Raw genomic sequence first — 18600 nt, forward strand, 5'->3', positions numbered from 1 at the left:
AAGAGAGGGAGGGGAAGAAGGAGGAAGGACCGCACGCGCGGGATCAGATGAACTTCTGGCCCGCGAGGAACTCGGCGAGCTGCCTGCCGCCCTCACCCTCGTCCTTCACGATCGTGCCCGCCGTCCGCGCCGGACGCTCCGTCGCCGAGTCGACCGCCGTCCACGCACCCGCCAGACCCACCTCGTCCGCCTCCAGCCCCAGATCCTCCAGATCCAGCGACTCCACCGGCTTCTTCTTCGCCGCCATGATCCCCTTGAACGACGGGTAACGCGCCTCACCCGACTGGTCGGTCACCGACACCACCGCCGGCAACGACGCCTCGAGCTGCTCCGTCGCCGTGTCACCGTCACGCCGCCCGGTCACCACACCCCCGGCCACCGACACCTCGGACAACAGCGTCACCTGCGGCACACCCAGCCGCTCCGCCAGCAGCGCCGGCAGCACACCCATCACACCGTCCGTCGACGCCATACCGCAGATCACCAGGTCATAACCGGTCTTCTCGACCGCCTTCGCCAGCACCAGCGACGTACCCATCACATCCGTGCCGTGCAGATCGTCGTCCTCGACGTGAACCGCCTTGTCCGCACCCATCGACAACGCCTTGCGCAACGCGTCCTTGGCATCCTCCGGACCCACCGTCACCACGGTGACCTCCGCATCGTCCGCCTCGTCCGCGATCTGCAACGCCTGCTCGACCGCGTACTCGTCCAGCTCCGACAACAGACCGTCGACATCCTCACGGTCCAGCGTCAGGTCATCGGCGAAACGCCGGTCACCGGTCGCGTCGGGCACGTACTTCACACAGACAACGATCCTCAAGCTCACGCCGGCTCTCCTACTGCATCGTCATTTCCGGGCTGCCTTGTTGCACGCAGCATAGGCGCCTTGTCGGCCGGATCCGGTCAGGACGACCGAGGCTCCGAGGCCGATATTACTCGCCAGTACACCCAGGCTGTTACCCCTGAGCAAGGGCGCCGCACTGTGACCTTGCCAACGCGGCAGACCCGTGCGTGCGTGACCTCAGTCTCGCAGAGCCGTGAACCGTCCCTGGTGATAGACCAGCGGGCGGCCGGCCCCCGAGGGCGAGCCTTCCACGGCCTCGGCGATGACGATGCGGTGGTCCCCGGCCGGGATCCGGCTCACGACCCGGCAGACCAGCCAGGCGGATACGTCCGCCAGCAGCGGAACGCCTTCGGGGCCGCTGCTCCAGTCGGTCGACGGGCCGAATCGGTCGGCTCCGCTGCGGGCGAAGGTCGCGGCCAGTTCCCGCTGGTGCTCGCCGAGTATGTGGACGCCGACGTAGTCGGCGTCGGACAGCACGGGCCAACTGGAGGACGAGGTCCCGATCCCGAAGGAGATCAGCGGGGGTTCGGCGGCGACGGAGGTCAGCGAGGTGGCGGTGAAGCCGACCGGACGCTCCCCCGCGGCCGTGATCACGGCGACGCCCGCCGCGTGGCGGCGGAAGACGGAGCGGAAGAGTTCGGGCGTGGCGACCGTCGGGGCGGGGGCGAGGTCGGGCGTTGCCGTCATGGACGTGTCCTTCTGCGGGGGTGGCATGCGGGTCCGTGGGTGCTCAGACACCCGGACAGCGAGCACTCGCGCAGCGTGCGAGGTCCACGTGGACCCGGCCGTGGAGAAGGAGTTCTGGCGGCATAACGTCAGACTGACGATGCGTGGTACGTGCAGTCAAGAGGGTTCCGGAAGGTGCGAGATGCATCACGGTCCGTCATATGGCGTGCCCCAGCGCCGCGACGACGTCGACCTTGCGGGGCTGACCGGACGCCCGGCGGACCACCTCGCCCTCGGCGTCGAGCACCAGGACGGTCGGCGTCTTCGTGATGCCCAGCTCCCGCACCAGCGCGAGACGGTCCTCGGCGTCGATCTCGATGTGGGCGACCCCGTCGACCAGTCCGGCCACCTCGATGAGCGTGCGGCGGGTGGCCCGGCACGGCTGGCAGAAGGCGCTGGAGAACTGGACGAGCGTCGCTCGTTCCCCCAGTTCCGCACCGAGCCGTTCGGCGTCGAGTCGCTGTCCGCGGGTCCGGCGGTCCACCTGCTGCCTCCTGATCAGAGTTCTTCGTCAGGGGTCAGCATCGGCTGCCGCCCCGGCATTCCCGCAGCGTGCGGGTCACGCGCACGTGACAAGAATCTCGCGCTCGGCGTCCGCCGGGACTGGCCAGGGGCCCGCGCATGGGGCACCATCGCCACAATGCCGAAAACCTACGGCTGCGTAACTTCCGCCGGGAGAACCCTCCCGAGGCACTGAAGAAGGGTCTTCCCCAGATGGCAGAACTCGTCTATCGACCGGTCATCGGCGCCGCTCGCACCATGTTCAAGGCGCTCGACCTGAAGATCGACACTCAGGGTTCGGAGCACATCCCGAAGACCGGTGGTGCAGTGCTGGTCAGCAACCACATCAGCTATCTCGACTTCATCTTCACCGGCCTCGGGGCCCTTCCGCAGAAGCGGCTCGTCCGGTTCATGGCGAAGGAGTCGGTCTTCCGACACAGGATCTCCGGTCCGCTGATGCGGGGAATGAAGCACATCCCGGTCGACCGCAAGCAGGGCGAGGACGCCTACGCGCACGCGCTGCGGTCGCTGCGTTCCGGCGAGATCGTCGGCGTGTTCCCCGAGGCCACCATCTCGCAGTCCTTCACGCTGAAGAGCTTCAAGTCGGGTGCCGCGCGCCTGGCCCAGGAGGCGGGGGTTCCGCTGATCCCGATGGCGCTCTGGGGCACGCAGCGGATCTGGACGAAGGGCCGGCCCCGCAATTTCTCCCGCAGTCACATCCCGATCACGATCCGGGTCGGCGAGCCCGTGGAGGCGCCTGCCGACCAGTACGCGGGCGCCATCACCCGGCGGCTGCGGGAGCGGGTCCAGGAGCTGCTGGAGGCGGCACAGCGGGCCTACCCGGTGCGCCCGAAGGACGCGAGCGACACCTGGTGGGTGCCGGCCCATCTCGGCGGTACGGCTCCGACCCCCGCCGAGGCGCGCGAACTCGGCTGACCGGCCCTCTCCGCCCCTTTTTCCCAGGCCCCCGGCGAGCACGTCGCCGGGGGCCCTGGGTGCGTTCAGAGGTGCGTGGGGAGGGTCTGCCAGAGTTCCGTGCGGTCCCGGGCGCTTCTCAGCGTGCGGAGAATTTCGGGCGGCGGAGCGGCGTAGACGGTCGGGTAGTCCACTTCCCCGAGGTGTTCGCGTACCGTCCACGCCAGCCGCTCCTCCTCCAGCGAGAACTGCGCGTCGATGCCCGGCTTGTTGCCCCGGGGATCCACCCGCGCCCAGCGGTCGCGTCCGGGCAGCCGGAGAGCGACCAGGCCGTGGACCACGGGGTTGCTCCCGTCGTCGTCGGCCAGGCGCTGGTAGCAGAGGCCGGCCGGGATGGCGTGGGCCCGGAGGAGAGCGGTGAGCGCGATGGACTTGGCGTAGCAGATGCCGTTGCGGGTGGCGAGGACGTCGGAGGCACGCCACGTGACGCGTGGATCGCCGGAGTCCGCGGAGTGCGGGACGGTGTCGCGTACGTAGGTGAATGCCGTACAGGCGTAAGTGTATGCACCCTCGGCCTCGTGGGCCAGGTCGGCCGCCAGCTCCCGTACCCGGGGGTGCTCATGGTCGATGGCCCCGTCGGCGGCCAGATAGGCCGCGATGTCCGGGGATTGCTGGATCAGTCGCATGGCCCCGGAGCGTACGAAGCGGCCGACCGGAGATCAATTGATTTCCGGTCGACCGCATAGTCATGCATTTCGAAAGAGTCCTACCGCGCCATCTCTTCCTTGATCGCCTGAAGGAAGGCGTCGACGTCGTCCTCGCGGGTGTCGAAGGCGCACATCCAACGGACGTCTCCGGCCGCCTCGTCCCAGAAGTAGAAGCGGAAGCGCTCCTGGAGCCGCTCGGTGACCGCGTGAGGGAGCCGGGCGAACACGGCGTTGGCCTGGACCGGGTAGAGGATCTCCACCCCGTCGATCGCCCGGACGCCCTCGGCGAGGCGCTGGGCCATGGCGTTGGCGTGCCGGGCGTTGCGCAGCCAGAGGTCCTTGGCGAGCAGCGCCTCCAGCTGGACGGAGACGAAGCGCATCTTGGAGGCGAGCTGCATGGAGAGCTTGCGCAGGTGCTTCATCGCCCGGACCGCGTCCGGGTTGAGCACGACGACGGCCTCGCCGAACAGCGCGCCGTTCTTCGTGCCGCCGAAGGACAGCACATCGACGCCGACCGTGTTGGTGAACGTCCGCATCGGCACGTCCAGGGAGGCGGCGGCGTTGGCTATCCGGGCCCCGTCCAGGTGCACCTTCATGCCGCGCTCGTGGGCGTGGTCGCAGATGGCCCGGATCTCGGCGGGGGTGTAGACGGTGCCCAGCTCGGTGTTCTGGGTGATCGAGACGACCTGCGGCATGGCCCGGTGCTCGTCGTCCCAGCCGTACGCCTGACGGTCGATGAGCTCGGGGGTGAGCTTGCCGTCCGGGGTGGGCACGGTGAGGAGCTTCAGGCCGCCCATGCGTTCGGGCGCGCCGCCCTCGTCCACGTTGATGTGCGCGGACTCGGCGCAGATGACCGCTCCCCAGCGGTCGGTGAGCGCCTGGAGGGCGACCACGTTGGCTCCGGTGCCGTTGAAGACCGGGAAGGCCTCGGCGGTGGGGCCGAAGTGGCTGTGCATGACGCGCTGGAGGTGGCCGGTGTAGTCGTCCTCGCCATAGGCGACCTGGTGGCCGCCGTTGGCCAGCGCGATCGCCGCGAGGACCTCCGGGTGCGCTCCGGCGTAGTTGTCACTGGCGAAGCCGCGTACCTGCGGATCGTGGTGACGTCGCGCGTCGGTCCTCACGGTTGCGGGGTCAGCCACAGGCGCTTTCCGTTCACTTCGGGGGCGGGCTCGTCCCAGACGCCGGCGATGGCCTCGGCCAGCTCCGTGACGTCGGTGAAGCCCGCGAATTTCGCATTCGGCCGCTCGGCGCGCATGGCGTCGTTCACCAGTGCCTTGACCACCAGGATGGCAGCAGCGGTACGCGGCCCGTCCTCGCCCCCCGCTTTGCGGAAGGCGTCGCCGAGCGCGAGGGTCCACGCCTCGGCCGCGGCCTTGGCGGCGGAGTAGGCGGCGTTGCCCGCGGTGGGCTTGCTGGCTCCGGCGGCGCTGATCAGGAGGTAGCGGCCCTTGTCACTGCGCTCCAGGGCCTCCTGGAAGGCCAGCGAGGTCGACTGGACGGTGCGGATGAGCAGCTTCTCCAGCGCGTCCCAGTCGGAGAGCGCGGTCTCCTGGAACGTCGGGCTGCCGCGCCAGCCGCCGACGAGGTGGACCAGGCCGTCGATGCGGCCGAACTCCGCCTCGGTGCGCTTGGCCCAGTCCCGGGTGGCGTCGAGGTCGAGCAGATCGACGGTCTCGCCGGTGACGGTCGCGCCCCCGTGGGCGTACCGGGCGGCGTCCACCGCCTCGGCGAGCCGTTCGGGGTTGGCGTCGCAGCCGACGACGGTGGCGCCCGCCTCGGCGAGTCGCAGCAGCGTCGCGCGGCCCGCGGGCCCCGCCGCTCCGGCGACCGCGACCACGGCTCCTTCGAGCGCACCCGTCCCCTCGCCCGTGCCGTTTCCGTTCATGGCCACCGCCTCCTCGGGAGAATGGTTCACGCGGCTGCCCGCTCGTCGTTCGCCGCGGTGATTCCCTTGGTGGAGGCAATCACGTGCTTCAGCTTCTTGGCGAGCGCCTCATAGAACATGCTCAGGGGAAACTCGTCCGGAAGCACGTCGTCGACGAGCTTGCGAGGAGGAAGTGAGAGGTCGAGAGCGTCGGGGCCCTTGGCCAGCGCGATCCCGGGTGCGGGGCGAGGTAGGTGGAGACGAGGTCGTACGCGGCGAACCAGTGGACCAGCTTGGGGCGGTCGATGCCGTCGCGGTAGAGCTGCTCGATCTCGCCGCAGAGCTGGTTGGTGACCTGGGGGGCACGCTCCCAGTCGATCTTCAGCGTGTTGTCGGTCCAGCGGACGACGTCGTGCTTGTGGAGGTAGGCGAAGAGCAGCTGGCCGCCCAGGCCGTCGTAGTTGCGGACGCGCTCACCGGAGACGGGGAAGCGGAACATCCGGTCGAAGAGGACGGCGTACTGGACGTCGCGGCCGTGGGGGTTGCCCTCGGACTCCAGCTTCACTGCCTCCTTGAAGGCGGTGAGGTCGCAGCGCAGCTCCTCCAGGCCGTACATCCAGAACGGCTGGCGCTGCTTGATCATGAACGGGTCGAACGGCAGGTCTCCGTGGCTGTGAGTGCGGTCGTGGACCATGTCCCACAGGACGAACGCCTGCTCGCAGCGCTGCTGGTCACCGATCATCTCGCGGATGTCCTCGGGGAGCTCCAGGCCGAGCAGTTCGACGGAGGCCTCGGTGACACGGCGGAAGCGGGCGGCCTCGCGGTCGCAGAAGATGCCGCCCCAGCTGAACCGCTCGGGGGCCTCGCGCACGGCGATGGTCTCCGGGAAGAGCACCGCGGAGTTGGTGTCGTATCCGGAGGTGAAGTCCTCGAAGGTGATGCCGCAGAAGAGCGGGTTGTCGTAACGGTTCGCCTCCAGGTCGGCGAGCCACTCGGGCCAGACCATCTTGAGGACGACCGCTTCGAGATTGCGGTCGGGGTTGCCGTTCTGCGTGTACATCGCGAAGACGACGAGGTGCTGGGTGCCGTCGGCCCGGTTCTTCGCGGGCTGGAAGGCGAGCAGCGAGTCCAGGAAGTCGGGGACGCGGAAGCCGTCGGCGGCCCAGCGGCGCAGGTCGGTGACGAGCGCGCGGTGGTAGGCGGCGTCGTGCGGGAGGAGCGGGGACAGCTCCTCGACCGCACCGACGACCCGGTCCAGGACGCGCTCGACGTCGGCCGGGGTCGGGGCGCCGTCGGCCTCGAAATCGATGGATCCGTCCTCGGACTGCCAGGGCCGGATCTCCTCGACGGCATCCCTGAGCACGGGCCAGGCCGGGTGCTCGACGACCCGGGGGGCCGTAGCTATCGCGCCGTCGGTGGCGTCGTGCACAAGAATTTCCGTCATAACACTTCCTCCACGGGAGAACCTCGCGTGGCATCACCGTAGCCGGGCAGGCTTCCCCTCGGCAAGGCGAGCCCTGAAAATTATCCTGCACATCCTCACCGTCACCGCTGTTTTTCCTGTGAAATACCGGGTAGGCGCGCAGTTCCCGCAGTGTTACTCGCATCCGGGCGTCCGGGCCCGCACGGCGTGGGACATCCCACGCGCGGGCCGTTACCCTCCCCAGTGCCGTATTGCCGTACCTCAGCGCGGGCAGGAGCAGTCGACGGGAAGCCGCCGACGGAAACGAGGTCGCCTTGTCATTTCTCACCCTGGGCCATCGCGGAGTGATGGGCGTCGAGCCCGAGAACACCCTGCGCTCGTTCGTCCGCGCCGAGGCGTCCGGCATGGACGCCATCGAGCTGGATCTCCATCTCAGCAAGGACGGCGCGCTCGCCGTGATGCACGACGCGGACGTGGACCGCACGACGGACGGCACCGGGCCGATCGCGGCCAAGACCCTGGCGGAGCTGCGTGAGCTCGACGCCGGGCGGGGTGAGCGGATTCCCGTCTTCGAAGAGGTGCTGGAGGCCGTCTCCTCCCCGCTCCAGGCGGAGATCAAGGATGTGGCGGCGGCTCGGGCACTGGCGGACGTGATGCTGGAGCGCGATCTCGTCGGCCGGGTGGAGGTGTCCTCGTTCCACGACGAGGCCGTCACCGAGATCGCCCGGCTGGTGCCCGGCGTCCGCACGGTCCTCATCGCCAGCCGCTGGGGCGCGGACGTGGTGGACCGGGCGAAGGCGGCGGGCGCGGCGACGCTCGCGCTGAACATCCGCCGCCTCACCCTGGAGGTGGTGGAGCAGGCGCACTCCGAGAGCCTGAAGGTGATCGGCTGGGTCGTGAACACCCAGGACCACCTGCGCCTGGCCCGGGCCCTGAACCTGGACGGCGCGACGACCGACTTCCCCGAGATCCGCCGCACCGGCCGCTTCACCGCGTGAGGGAGCGGCCCGGGGCGGTCGGCCCGGCGGGCCGTCAGATGTTCTTGACGAGCAGTTCGAAGGCCAGATCGTCGCGCTGCGGAATGCCGAAACGCTCGTCGCCGTACGGGAACGGGGTGAGCGATCCCGTCCGGCGGTAGCCGCGGCGCTCGTACCAGGCGATCAGGTCGTCGCGCACCGAGATGACCGTCATGTGCATCTCGCCGACGCCCCAGCTCTCCTTCGCCGTGCGCTCGGCCTCGGCGATGATCAGCTTGCCGAGTCCGCCGCCCTGGAGTCCGGGCCGTACCGCGAACATGCCGAAGTAGGCCGCGTCGCCCCGGTGTTCGAGCTGGCAGCAGGCGACCAGTTCGCCTCCGAGCTCCACCGCGAGGAGCCTGCTCGCCGGAGCGTCGATGACGTCGCGCACGCCCTGTTCGTCGGTCCGCTGCCCCTGGAGGATGTCGGCCTCGGTGGTCCAGCCGGCGCGGCTGGAATCACCTCGGTAGGCGGATTCGATCAGGACCACCAGCGCCGGGACGTCGGCCTCGGTCGCGTCACGGAAGGTCAGCCGGGCCGAGTCGGGCGTGGCGGTGTCCATGGTGGGGCTCTCCGTTCCTCTGCTGCCGTACGAACCTGCGTGCTGCCGTGCGTACGGTCGCTGTCGCGCGTCCGGTCGAGAGTAACGCGACCCGGAGCGCCCCCGGCGGGCCCCGGCGCGCTCCCTTCACTCCCCTGTGCGCCGGGTTCGGCGGCGTCGGCGTGGGCAGCGATGGGGCGACCCGCAACAGTGCCGTACGTCGGACCGGGGGAGGCACGCCGTGCACGGAGGGGCTTCGATCGGCTGGCTGCTGATGGTGTTGTGCGCGGTGAGCGGCGCGTACTGCCTTCTGCGCGCCCGTACCGGGACGCCGCGGGAGCGCCGCACCGCGCGCTCGGAGGCGCTCATGGGTTTCGGGATGGCGGCGATGGCCGTCCCGGCGGCGGTGCTGTCGCCCCCGGGCTGGGCCTGGGCGGTGTACGCGGTGCTGTTCGGCGCCGCCGCGCTGCGAGCGCTGCGGCCCGCCCTGCGCGGCGGCCACCATCTGCACCATCTGATCGGCTCGCTGGCCATGGTCTACATGGCCGTGGCGATGTCCCCGGCGGTGACGGGGAGCGGCGGGGGCGGCCATGCCGGACACGGGACGGCGGCGGGAGTGGGCGGCATGCCCCTGCTGACCGGGGTCCTGCTCGTGTACTACGCGTTCTACGTGCTGGGCGCGGCCGGTCGGCTGCTGCCCGAGGCTGCTGTGCCCCCGACCGGAGGCACGGGTGCCATCGGCCGGGGCCCGGGCGGTCTCGGGGGCGGAACGGATGGCCGGCCCGAGCTCACGACGGCCTGCCGACTGACGATGGGCATCGGCATGTTCGCCATGCTTCTCACTCTGTGAGACGAGAAGTGGGACAGAACCTCCGTCAAACAGTGGCCTGCGTCACTTGGCCGTCGCGGCCGTACCCCGGTCGGCCCGCCGCTCATAAGCTGAGGCCATGCTGGTCTCCCTCGCGCTGCTGCTGCTCGGTGCACTGACCGCCCTGGTGACTCCGCGCGTGATGGCGCGGGCCCGGTGGCCGGAGCGCGAGCCGGTCGTGGCCCTGTGGGTCTGGCAGTGCGTGGTGGCCGCGGTCCTCCTGTCGTTCGCCCTGTCCATGACGTTGAGCGCGGCCGCCGCCTGGCAGGCGGTGCGCGGTCATGTCTTCGCCCCCGCCCCGCACGCCGTCGTCGAGGCGTACGCCCTGGCGGCGTACGGGCCGTGGTCGGCGGTCATCGCGGTGCTGCTGGCGCTGGGCGGGCTGTGGTCCGGGACGATGCTCCTGCGGGAGATCCGGCGGGCGCGGCGTCGCCGCAAGCAGCGTCGGGCGGAACTGCTGGTGCGCGTCCCGTTGCTGCCGGGCGAGGAGCCCGGCGCCGACCGTCTCGTGGTGCTGGAGGGCGAACGTCCCGACGCCTGGTGGCTGCCCGGCTCCGCCCCACAACTCGTCATCACCACCGCCGCGCTGGGCCGGCTGAAGGGCCGTCAGCTCGACGCCGTGCTCGCCCATGAACAAGGGCACGCCCAGGCCCGGCACGACTGGTTGCTGCACTGCTCATCCGCGCTGGCGATCGGCTTTCCGCAGATCCCGGTGTTCGCCGCGTTCCGCGACGAGATGCACCGGCTGGTCGAGTTGGCCGCCGACGACGTGGCTTCGCGCCGCTTCGGCAGGCTGACGACCGCGCTCGCCCTGGTCGGACTCAACGAGGACCGCGGCGTGTTCGGCCCCTGCCCCACCCCGCAGGCCGAAGTGCCCCACCGGGTCAACCGGTTGCTGGCCCCGGTCGAACGGCTCACGGCGGGCCGCAGGCTCCGACTGACGGCCGCCGCCGCACTGGTTCCGGTCGTCCCGGTGGTCGTGGCCTTCGTCCCGGGGCTCCGCGCTCTGGGCTAGCCCCGGGGGCCGGGGTTCCGCCTCCGGATCAGCGCGACTACGTACCCGGGTTGGCCTTCCGGCGGTGTCCTCCGCGAGGATCAGCCCCATGCCCTCCCCCCTCATCCCCTTCCGCTTCCGTTCACCGGACCGTTCCCCCGCACGGCGCCCTCCCTGTGGGCGGGGCCGTCGTCGGCTCGGCATCCGTGGTGCTGCTCGTCCTGGTGGCGTTGCGCTGGTCGCCGCTGATGGCCCTGGACCGTTCGGTCGCCGACTCACTGCACCGGCACGCCGTGGCCGATCCCGGCCTGGTCCGGGTGAACCGGGTGCTGACGGACTGGGTGTGGGATCCCTGGGCCATGCGCGCTCTGATCGCGGTGGCCGTGATCACCCTGTGGTGGCGGGGGGCGCACCGGCTCGCCCTGTGGGTGGCCGCCACGATCCTGTTCGCCTCCGGCTTGCAGCAGGGGCTGAAGGCCGTGGTGGACCGGGAGCGCCCGCAGTGGCCCGACCCGGTGGACTCGGCCCAGTTCGCGGCCTTCCCCTCCGGGCACGCGATGACGGCCGTCGTGAGCTGCGGGCTGCTCCTGTGGCTGCTGCGGCTGTACGGCGCGGGCCCCGGACTGTGGGGTGCGGCGCTGGCCGTGGCGCTGGTCTCGGCGGTCGGCGTCGCGGTGACCCGGGTATACCTGGGGGTGCACTGGCTGACCGATGTCGTGGGCGGTGCTCTGCTGGGCGTGGCCGTGGTGGCGTTGAGCACGGCCGGGTACGCCCGGTTCGCGGCGCCGCGGGAGGGATCGCACCGATGGTGACCAGAGGCGTGCTGTTCGACTTCTCCGGAACCCTGTTCCGGATCGAGCCGGTCCGGGACTGGCTCGCCGCCGTGCTGCGCGAGGAGGGCGTCGACGTACCGGCGGAGGACTTCGAGCGGTACGTGACCGGGCTCACGGAGTCCGGTGCCCTCCCGGGGGGTCCGCCGCCGCTCCGGGTCCCGGATCGGCTGGCCGACGCCATGGCGCACCGGGACCTCACCCCCGCGCTGCACCGCGAGGCGTACACCGGTCTGGCCCGGACCGTCGCCCTTCCCGTTCCGGGGCTGTACGACGCGCTGTACGCGCGCCATCTGCGTCCGGAGGCCTGGCAGGCGTATCCGGACGCGGTTGAGGTCCTGGCAGAGCTGCGGGAGGCGGGGATCGCGGTCGGTGTGGTCAGCAACATCGGCTGGGACCTGCGCCCGGTCTTCCGTGCCCACGGGCTGGACGGCTTCGTCGACGCCTACGCCCTGTCCTTCGAGCAGGGGCTCCAGAAGCCCGCCGCGGAGCTGTTCCGTATCGCCTGCGCGCTGATCGGCCGGGATCCGGCGGACGTGGTCATGGTGGGTGACGACCGGGTCGCGGACGGGGGTGCGGTCGCTCTGGGCTGCGAGGTCCGCTTCGTGGACCATCTGCCCGTGTCGGAGCGGCCCGACGGGCTGCGTTCCCTGGGGCTGGTCCCGGGCTGAGGCCCGCGACGGGCGGGTGCCGGGCACACCGGCGGGACAGGGGGGTGAGGGAGATCGGGCTGGGGTGTGAGGCATATCCCGCCGCGGAAGGGGTAGAGGGAGCCGCCCGTGGTCGTAGCCTGGTGGGCATGTCCCCGATGTCGTCGTCCGTGTCCGCTCGTTCCGCAGCCGAGGTCAACGCGGCGATCCGCGACCTGTGGCGGCGTTCGGGCGGTTCCCTGACGCCGCAGGACGAGGCGGAGTACCAGCGGCTGCTGGTGGAGTGGGCCGCGGCTGCCGGCGGGAGCGTCCGCACCGCCGTCTGACCGCCGCGTCCGCCGTGACCGGTGGCCCGGGAGAGATCGCGCCCGATCCGGCGATCCCCGCGTCGCCGGATCCGGGCACACCCTCCGGCGTGTCCCGTGGGAACACGGCCGTGGACCGCGTCGGGACCGGAATCGCGGGGCCCGCCGTCGCAGGGATCCAGCATGTCCCGGCCCGGCTCATCGGTCAATGAATTTCCGGGGCGCACACGCACCGGGGCCGGTGGCTCCCGGGCGGCTGACCGCCCGGGAGCCACCGGCCCCGGCATACCGACGGACCTCCTGTGCGACGCGCTGACGGATCAGCGGTCGAAGTAGTCCGGCTGCGTCTGCGCGTTGAGCTCGTCCATCGTGACCCGCTTCGCCGGGTCGGTACGCCGGTCGTCCACCCTCAGCACATCGAAGCCCTTGGCGATGTCGCTGGAGTAGATGTGACCGTTGTAGTAGTACGCCGACCAGGAGCCGGCCGTGGTGACCCGGTCGAGGTGACCGGGCCGCGCTCGAAGAAGGCGATCTCTTCGGGCTTGGCCGAGTCGGTGAAGTCCCAGACGGAGATACCGCCCTGGTACCAGGCCTGGACCATCAGGTCACGGCCCTTCACCGGGATGATCGAGCCGTTGTGGGCGACGCAGACCTCGGCGTCGGCCTGGTGACGGTCGATCTTGAAGTAGTTCCGGAAGACCAGCTTGCGCTTGTCGCCCTTGCCGACGATGTCGTAGATGCCGTTGGCCCCGCGCTTGGGGCCGACCTGCTCGTTGCAGGTGGCCGCGCCGCCGCCGCCGAGCTCGTCGGTGAAGACGACCTTGTTCGCCCCCTGGTTGAAGGTCGCCGAGTGCCAGAACGCGAAGTTCACGTTGTCCTGGACCCGGTCGATGATCTTCGGGTGCTCCGGGTCCTCGATGGAGAACAGCAGACCGTCACCCATGCAGGCGCCGGCCGCCAGGTCCTTCGACGGCAGCACCGTGATGTCGTGGCAGCCGGTCGTCCTGGTGACCCGGGGTTCTCGGGCGCTCCCGGGTTGCCGCCGTCCGGGAAGAGCACCGGGAAGTCGATGACCCGGGCCTTCTGGGGCGCCTTGAGCGGCACCTTGATGATGGAGATCCCGTCGTGCGGCGGCCGGCAGTCCGGGAACGACTCGTTGGGCGCGTACGAGGAGACGTACACGTACACGTTCTTGCTGCCGTCCGGCACCAGCGTGTGCGTGTGGGAACCGCAGGCGGTCTCCACGGCGGCGATGTACCTGGGCTGCCGCTTGTCGCTGATGTCGAAGATCTTCATGCCCTCCCAGGAGGACTTCTCCGTGGCGGGCTGGGAGGTGCTGGAGCAGGAGTCGTCGCTGCGCGAGGAGTCCGTCGAGAGGAAGAGCAGGTCTCCGGAGACCGAGATGTCGTTCTGCGAGCCGGGGCAGAGGACCTGCGAGACCGTCCTGGGCTTCTTCGGCTTGCTGATGTCGTAGATGACGAAGCCGTCGTAGTTGCCGACGAACGCGTACTTCCCCTGGAACGCGAGGTCCGTGTTGAAGCCCGTGAGGGCGCCCTTCGGCACGTTCGTCAGGTGCTTGATGTTGGAGCTGTGGACGATCTCGTCCACGCCCGGTATGTCACCGCCGGTTATCGCGGCCCTGGCCTCGGCCTGGTCGCTCTTGGAGACGGAACCGCGTTCGGCCGGGACGTCGCCCGGGTCGGGGGTCGCGGCCGCTGTGGTGGCCGTCAGCAGCGTGGCGAGGAGTCCGGCCGCGGCTGCCACCGCGCCCAGACGTCTGCGCCGCACGCGGGTGGTGTGCAACGAGGTCACTGCGTCCTCCCTTGTATCCGTTCGGGGTCGAACGGTTATGCATCCCCGGCAGTATCGTCCCTCGCATGTACACATCAATAGATGGCAACAGAGACGCAAGGAAAGTTTTTGATCTTCGGCCGGTGGAAGCGTGTTAGGACGGTCGGCAACAAACCCCGTGGCACAGGAGGTCACCGTGTTGATCCATCCCCGGACCGCAGCTCTGCGCTCAACCGCTCTCGCGGCGGTGGCGGTTGCCGCCGTGCTCACCCTGGGAGCCTGTGAGGCGGACAGCGGTGACGGAACGTCGGAGAAGGCCAAGGACGCGGGCCCCGGCGTGGTCGCGCCCGGCAGACCGGGCGAGCCCGCCCGGACGCTCTCCGCCGAGGAGGCCGCCGAGGAGACCGGCCGGGACACCGCCAACTCCGCGGACTTCCGCTATGCGCAGATGATGATCGAACATCACGCGCAAGCGCTCGTGATGACCGAACTCGCCCCGAAAAGGGCCTCCGGGAGCGCCGTCAAGCGGCTCGCGGAACGCATAGCGGCGGGCCAGAAGCCGGAGATCGGCGCGATGGAAGGATGGGTCGAACAGAACGGCGGCGACAAGCGCAAGCACCACCACGACCACTCCCAGATGCCCGGGATGGCGACCGAGGACCAGCTGAAGAAGCTGCGCGCCGCGGAGGGCAAGGCCTTCGACAAGCTCTTCCTGGAGCTGATGATCACCCACCACCAGGGGCGATCACCATGGCCACGGAGGCGCTCACCGAGGGGAACGACGTCTTCGTCGAGGAGATGGCCGGTGATGTGGTCGCCCAGCAGACCGTGGAGATCAACCGGATGCGCGGGATGCTGGACTGAGCCACTCGGCTGCGCTGCTCCGCGCGCCCGGCGGTGCCATCCTGGAGGAATCCTCGGAAACGGGAGGAAACTTCGGGAAAGGAGGTACGCCGTGCTCTCCGTCGCCGTCGTCGGTTCCGGTCCCAGCGGGGTCTACACCGCCCAGGCCCTCCTCCAGCAGTCGCTGGTGCCCGATGTGCGCGTCCATGTCCTGGACCGGCTGCCCACCCCGTACGGACTCGTGCGGTACGGGGTGGCCCCCGACCACGAGAAGATCAAGTCGCTGCAGAACAGCCTGCGGGCGGTGCTGGAGGACGAGCGGGTCACCTTCGTGGGCAACGTCGGCGTCGGCGGGGCCGACGGGGTCTCCCCCGCCCGGCTCGCGGAGCTGTACCACGCGGTCGTCTACTGCGTCGGGGCGTCGGCGGACCGGGCGCTGGCGGTGCCGGGCGAGGACCTGCCGGGCAGCTATTCGGCCACCCGCTTCGTCTCCTGGTACAGCGCCCACCCGGACAGCGACACCGATCCGTTCGCCCGGGGCGCCCTGGACGCCCGCTCGGCCGTCGTGATCGGCGTGGGCAACGTGGCGGTCGACGTGGCCCGGATCCTGGCACGCGGCGCCGGTGAACTGCGCCGCACCGACGTGCCCAGCGCCGCGCTGCGCGCGCTGGAGAGGAGCCGGGTGCGCGAGGTGAACATCGTGGGCCGCCGGGGCCCCTCCCAGGCCCGGTTCACCACCAAGGAGCTGCGGGAACTGGGGGCGCTGCCCGGGGCGCGGATCGTCGTCGACCCGGTGGAGCTGGCGCTCGACCCGGCGTACGCCGCTCCGGACGGCCTTCCCGGAGCGCTGCCGCTGCCGGCCGTGGTGCGGCGGAACCTGGAGGTGCTGCGCGGCTGGTCGACGGCGAGCGGAGCGGGGGCGGCCGGGGTACCGGGCTCGGGCGATGACGCCGGACGCCGTATCCGGCTGCGGTTCTTCCTGCGGCCGGTGGAGTTGCTGGAGCGCGGCGGGCGGGTGGCCGGGGTGCGGTTCGCCCGGACGGTCCCGGACGGGGCGGGGGGCGTACGGGACACCGGTCAATACGAGGACATGGAGGCGCAGCTCGTCCTGCGGGCGGTCGGCTACCGCGGGGTGGAGCTGCCCGGACTGCCGTTCGACCCGGTGCGCGGGACGGTGCCGCACACGGCCGGGCGGGTGCTGCGGGCGGGGTGCCGTCGCCGGGTGAGTACGTGGCGGGGTGGATCAAGCGGGGGCCGACCGGGGTGATCGGCTCGAACCGCTCGTGCGCCAAGGAGACGGTGGCCTCGCTGCTGGCGGACGCGGCCGCGCTGACGCGGCGTACGGCGGCGGGCGACCCGCTGGCCGTGCTGCGGGAGTGGGGGCTGCGGCCCGTGGAGTGGACCGGCTGGCTGTCGATCGAGCGCGCGGAGGCGGAGCTGGGGCGTTCGCTGGGGCGCGGCCCGGTGAAGATCCCCGACTGGGCGGGGCTGCTGGCGGCGGCGCGGGACGAGAACCCCTGAGCGGCCCGCGCGGTCACTCCCGGGTCGCCACCACCAGGCGCGCGCGGGGCTGCCGTCGGGGCGGCGGCCCAGTTCGGTGAGGGGCATCAGCCGCACGACGAATCCGGCCTGCATCAGGTCCTCCAGCACGTCGCCGAGCCGGAACGTGCGGTAGTACATGACGAACCGCGGGCGCCACAGGGCGTTGCGCACGCGCATCGCCGCGTCGAAGCCGAGCAACGCCCAGTAGGCGCGGGATCCCACCGGGGGCGGGGCGCCGATCGGGAAGACGAACTGACCGCCCGGCCGCAGCGATCCGTACACCTCGGCGAAGAGACCGAAGCGTTCGGCGGGCAGGAAATGGCCGAACGCCCCGAAGCTCACAGCGAGATCGAAGGCGGGGGCGAAGGGCAGGGAGCGGACGTCGGCCCGTACCCAGTCGACTGCCGGCCTCTCTGCGGCCGGTCCCTCTACCGCTGGCCCCTCTGCGGCCGCGGCCTCCCCTGCCGGCCCCTCTCCCCCGGGTGGGAATGCGGCCCGGGCCTCCGCGAGCATGCCCGCGCTGAAGTCGACCCCGACAACACGCTCACGGCACAGCTGCCGCAGTACGCCCATCCCCGCGCCGGTGCCGCAGCAGACGTCGAGTCCGGTGTCGAAGGGACCGAGCCCGCGCACCTCGTCGGTGACGGCGTCGAGCACACGGTCCGGGGTGCGGTAGGGCGTGTGGTCGAACTTCGGGGCGAGCAGGTCGTAACCGCGCTCGATCGAGGAGAGCGCCTGGACGGCCAGTTCGCGCACGGTGGGGCCCTGTTCGGTAAACATCACGGGCCACCCTACCGACGTGGCAGGCCCTCTGCGGCCACGCGCTGTCGTGCCGCCCGGGCCGGCGGGGCCACCGGCGTCAACGGCCTTCGGGAAGTCGCCGCTTGAGGGTGATGGCGGCGTCGGCGGCGTAGGCCTGGGTCCAGCTGCGGCCGGCCCCGGACTTCCAGGTGACATGGACCGTGGAGCCGTCGGACCGGGCGCTCTCCACGGTCATGGCCCGGTCGCCGGCGCGCACGTCGCCGCGGCGCAGTCGGCCCGCCTCGACCGTGACGGGGCGCGCCGTCGGCGCGTTCTCGGTCTCCTCGGCCGCCCTGAGGAGTTCGGCGGCCAGCTCGCGGGCCGCCCCGGGGGTGCAGGTCCAGACGAGCTCACCCGCCGGGGGTGCGAGCCGGATGCCGATACGGGGAGCGGGGCGGGGTCTTCTCCCTGAGCGGCCGGGGTGACCGTGATCCGCACCGGGTGGCCGTCGGCGTCCGTGATCCCGGTCCCGCTGCTCATCGTCGTCTCCTCCATGCGTCTGACCTCCGGTCGGCCGCCACCAGGATGTCAGCACCCGGCGGCCGGTCGTGCGGGCGGGCCCGGCGGGCACCGGGGCAGCGCGGCGTGGAGGGTCAGGTGCGGTAGACGTCCAGCCGGCCGCACATGCCGAACCTGCCGTGCGCCGAGGGACGTTCGGCGTGGACCCGGGCGGCGGCGAGGTGGCCGCCCTCGCCCCGGCCCAGGGCGTCGAGCTGGTGGGCGGTCGCGGCGGCGGCCATGGCGGCCCCGTTCTCCCAGCGGGTGCGCCACTGAGCCGTACGGGGACGGACGAGCGAGGCCGCGGCCCGGTGGAACCCGGCCAGCGGCTCCGGATCGCCGTCCTCCACGGCCTCGCGCAGGGCGAGGAACCCTTCCACGGCAAGGTCGCGCCGGGCCCGCGCGGCCTTCTCCTGCACGGCTTCCCCGGCCTCAACCGGGAGCGCCGTCGCCGCGCGGTAGTCGTCCACGTCCGTCAGCCTGCCGGGCGGCAGCGTGAGCACGGCGTCACCCGCCTCGGGCAGCCCGCTGTTCTGCATGAGCACGATGAGCCGCAGTCCGTCCTCGTTGACCAGGCGGTGGATGGTGCCCGGGGTGAACCAGACCAGTGCTCCGGGCGTCAGCGGGGTCTCCCGGTACCCGGCGGTGGTGAGGGTCTGCACGGAACCGCTGCCGCCGACCACGACGTACCCCTCCGAGCAGGTCAGGTGGAGATGCGGGGTGCCCCCGCGCAGCCCGTCGGCGGCGGGCCAGTCGTAGACGGTCAGATGCGAGACGGCGACGGCGCCGGGCAGTCCTTCGAAGGTCACCACGGGAGCTCCTCTGTCTCGGCGGCACGGTCCCCGACCGCTCCACAAGCGCTTTCTCCGCTCCTCGGACGCTAGGGCCGCCGCCGGACACCGGTCAAGGGAACCGCGCACGCGGACAGCGCCACGGGC

General features: G+C 71.2%; 16 protein-coding genes and 5 pseudogenes. 9 read left to right on the forward strand and 12 right to left on the reverse strand.

The features are described 5' to 3' along the window. Nucleotides 1-43: 43 nt before the first annotated feature. The 3 genes from CCZ36_RS01870 to CCZ36_RS01880 form a co-directional block, all read right to left on the reverse strand. Nucleotides 44-829 (reverse strand): electron transfer flavoprotein subunit beta/FixA family protein, encoded by a 786-nt coding sequence (locus CCZ36_RS01870; protein WP_069737254.1) that lies wholly within the window; start codon nucleotides 827-829, stop codon nucleotides 44-46. 195 nt (nucleotides 830-1024) lie between these two features. After that, nucleotides 1025-1534 carry a flavin reductase family protein gene (locus CCZ36_RS01875; RefSeq protein WP_069739412.1) on the reverse strand — a complete coding sequence of 170 codons (510 nt, stop codon included), beginning with the start codon at nucleotides 1532-1534 and terminating at the stop codon, nucleotides 1025-1027. Nucleotides 1535-1730: 196 nt separating this feature from the next. Next, nucleotides 1731-2057: a TlpA family protein disulfide reductase gene (locus CCZ36_RS01880; protein ID WP_069739413.1), complete on the reverse strand. Its 327-nt coding sequence runs from the start codon at nucleotides 2055-2057 to the stop codon at nucleotides 1731-1733. A 230-nt stretch (nucleotides 2058-2287) separates the two neighbouring features. Between CCZ36_RS01880 and CCZ36_RS01885 the strand changes: the two genes are divergently transcribed. Continuing rightward, complete coding sequence (locus CCZ36_RS01885) at nucleotides 2288-3010, forward strand: lysophospholipid acyltransferase family protein (RefSeq protein ID WP_069739414.1); 723 nt, start codon at nucleotides 2288-2290, stop codon at nucleotides 3008-3010. Between the two features lie 65 nt (nucleotides 3011-3075). Here the strand turns inward: CCZ36_RS01885 and CCZ36_RS01890 are convergent, their stop codons facing one another. The 4 genes and pseudogenes from CCZ36_RS01890 to CCZ36_RS01905 form a co-directional block, all read right to left on the reverse strand. Next, nucleotides 3076-3675, reverse strand: coding sequence for a transglutaminase-like domain-containing protein (locus tag CCZ36_RS01890; RefSeq protein WP_069739415.1), 600 nt, complete (start codon nucleotides 3673-3675; stop codon nucleotides 3076-3078). A gap of 80 nt (nucleotides 3676-3755) precedes the next feature. Further along, nucleotides 3756-4817 carry a threonine aldolase family protein gene (locus CCZ36_RS01895; protein WP_176734695.1) on the reverse strand — a complete coding sequence of 354 codons (1062 nt, stop codon included), beginning with the start codon at nucleotides 4815-4817 and terminating at the stop codon, nucleotides 3756-3758. Further along, nucleotides 4814-5581, reverse strand: a complete 768-nt coding sequence (locus CCZ36_RS01900; protein ID WP_069744416.1) for an SDR family NAD(P)-dependent oxidoreductase — start codon at nucleotides 5579-5581, stop codon at nucleotides 4814-4816. The genes CCZ36_RS01895 and CCZ36_RS01900 overlap by 4 nt, the downstream gene beginning before the upstream one ends. A gap of 26 nt (nucleotides 5582-5607) precedes the next feature. Then, nucleotides 5608-7004, reverse strand: a pseudogene (locus CCZ36_RS01905) (DUF6421 family protein). Nucleotides 7005-7297: 293 nt separating this feature from the next. Between CCZ36_RS01905 and CCZ36_RS01910 the strand changes: the two are divergent. Beyond that, entirely contained in the window at nucleotides 7298-7981 is a 684-nt protein-coding gene (locus tag CCZ36_RS01910) for a glycerophosphodiester phosphodiesterase (protein WP_079134325.1), read from the forward strand. Between the two features lie 34 nt (nucleotides 7982-8015). Here CCZ36_RS01910 and CCZ36_RS01915 read toward each other — a convergent pair whose 3' ends face one another. After that, nucleotides 8016-8561, reverse strand: coding sequence for a GNAT family N-acetyltransferase (locus CCZ36_RS01915; protein WP_069744417.1), 546 nt, complete (start codon nucleotides 8559-8561; stop codon nucleotides 8016-8018). Nucleotides 8562-8781: 220 nt separating this feature from the next. On the opposite strand from CCZ36_RS01915, the gene CCZ36_RS01920 reads away from it, so the two are divergent. From CCZ36_RS01920 to CCZ36_RS34665, 5 genes are all read left to right on the forward strand, one after another. After that, a complete protein-coding gene (locus CCZ36_RS01920; RefSeq protein WP_128816917.1) occupies nucleotides 8782-9390 on the forward strand; it encodes a DUF5134 domain-containing protein in 609 nt (202 codons plus the stop codon). A gap of 97 nt (nucleotides 9391-9487) precedes the next feature. Then, nucleotides 9488-10423 carry a M56 family metallopeptidase gene (locus CCZ36_RS01925; protein WP_069744419.1) on the forward strand — a complete coding sequence of 312 codons (936 nt, stop codon included), beginning with the start codon at nucleotides 9488-9490 and terminating at the stop codon, nucleotides 10421-10423. A 185-nt stretch (nucleotides 10424-10608) separates the two neighbouring features. Next, the gene (locus CCZ36_RS01930; protein WP_443069783.1) at nucleotides 10609-11214 is read left to right on the forward strand and encodes a phosphatase PAP2 family protein; all 606 of its coding nucleotides are present in this window, start codon (nucleotides 10609-10611) and stop codon (nucleotides 11212-11214) included. Beyond that, nucleotides 11208-11903 carry an HAD family hydrolase gene (locus tag CCZ36_RS01935; RefSeq protein WP_128816918.1) on the forward strand — a complete coding sequence of 232 codons (696 nt, stop codon included), beginning with the start codon at nucleotides 11208-11210 and terminating at the stop codon, nucleotides 11901-11903. Before CCZ36_RS01930 ends, CCZ36_RS01935 begins: the two co-directional genes overlap by 7 nt. A 128-nt stretch (nucleotides 11904-12031) precedes the next feature. Then, complete coding sequence (locus CCZ36_RS34665; protein ID WP_164873472.1) at nucleotides 12032-12208, forward strand: hypothetical protein; 177 nt, start codon at nucleotides 12032-12034, stop codon at nucleotides 12206-12208. Between the two features lie 299 nt (nucleotides 12209-12507). Here the strand turns inward: CCZ36_RS34665 and CCZ36_RS01940 are convergent. Next, nucleotides 12508-13999 (reverse strand): annotated as a pseudogene (locus CCZ36_RS01940) (LVIVD repeat-containing protein). Nucleotides 14000-14156: 157 nt separating this feature from the next. On the opposite strand from CCZ36_RS01940, the pseudogene CCZ36_RS01945 reads away from it, so the two are divergent. Together CCZ36_RS01945 and CCZ36_RS35435 are read left to right on the forward strand one after the other, a co-directional pair. Further along, nucleotides 14157-14842: pseudogene (locus CCZ36_RS01945) on the forward strand (DUF305 domain-containing protein). Nucleotides 14843-14933: 91 nt separating this feature from the next. Further along, a pseudogene (locus CCZ36_RS35435) lies at nucleotides 14934-16342 on the forward strand (FAD-dependent oxidoreductase). Between the two features lie 13 nt (nucleotides 16343-16355). Here the strand turns inward: CCZ36_RS35435 and CCZ36_RS01955 are convergent. The 3 genes and pseudogenes from CCZ36_RS01955 to CCZ36_RS01965 all read right to left on the reverse strand — a co-directional run bounded on the left by CCZ36_RS01955 (nucleotide 16356) and on the right by CCZ36_RS01965 (nucleotide 18474). Continuing rightward, nucleotides 16356-17143, reverse strand: a pseudogene (locus CCZ36_RS01955) (class I SAM-dependent methyltransferase). A gap of 79 nt (nucleotides 17144-17222) precedes the next feature. Next, complete coding sequence (locus CCZ36_RS01960) at nucleotides 17223-17735, reverse strand: hypothetical protein (RefSeq protein WP_237302575.1); 513 nt, start codon at nucleotides 17733-17735, stop codon at nucleotides 17223-17225. A 22-nt stretch (nucleotides 17736-17757) separates the two neighbouring features. Beyond that, complete coding sequence (locus tag CCZ36_RS01965) at nucleotides 17758-18474, reverse strand: cupin domain-containing protein (protein ID WP_069739429.1); 717 nt, start codon at nucleotides 18472-18474, stop codon at nucleotides 17758-17760. Nucleotides 18475-18600 lie beyond the last annotated feature (126 nt).

This window comes from Streptomyces sp. S063, assembly GCF_002832675.1.
Classification (GTDB): domain Bacteria; phylum Actinomycetota; class Actinomycetes; order Streptomycetales; family Streptomycetaceae; genus Streptomyces; species Streptomyces sindenensis.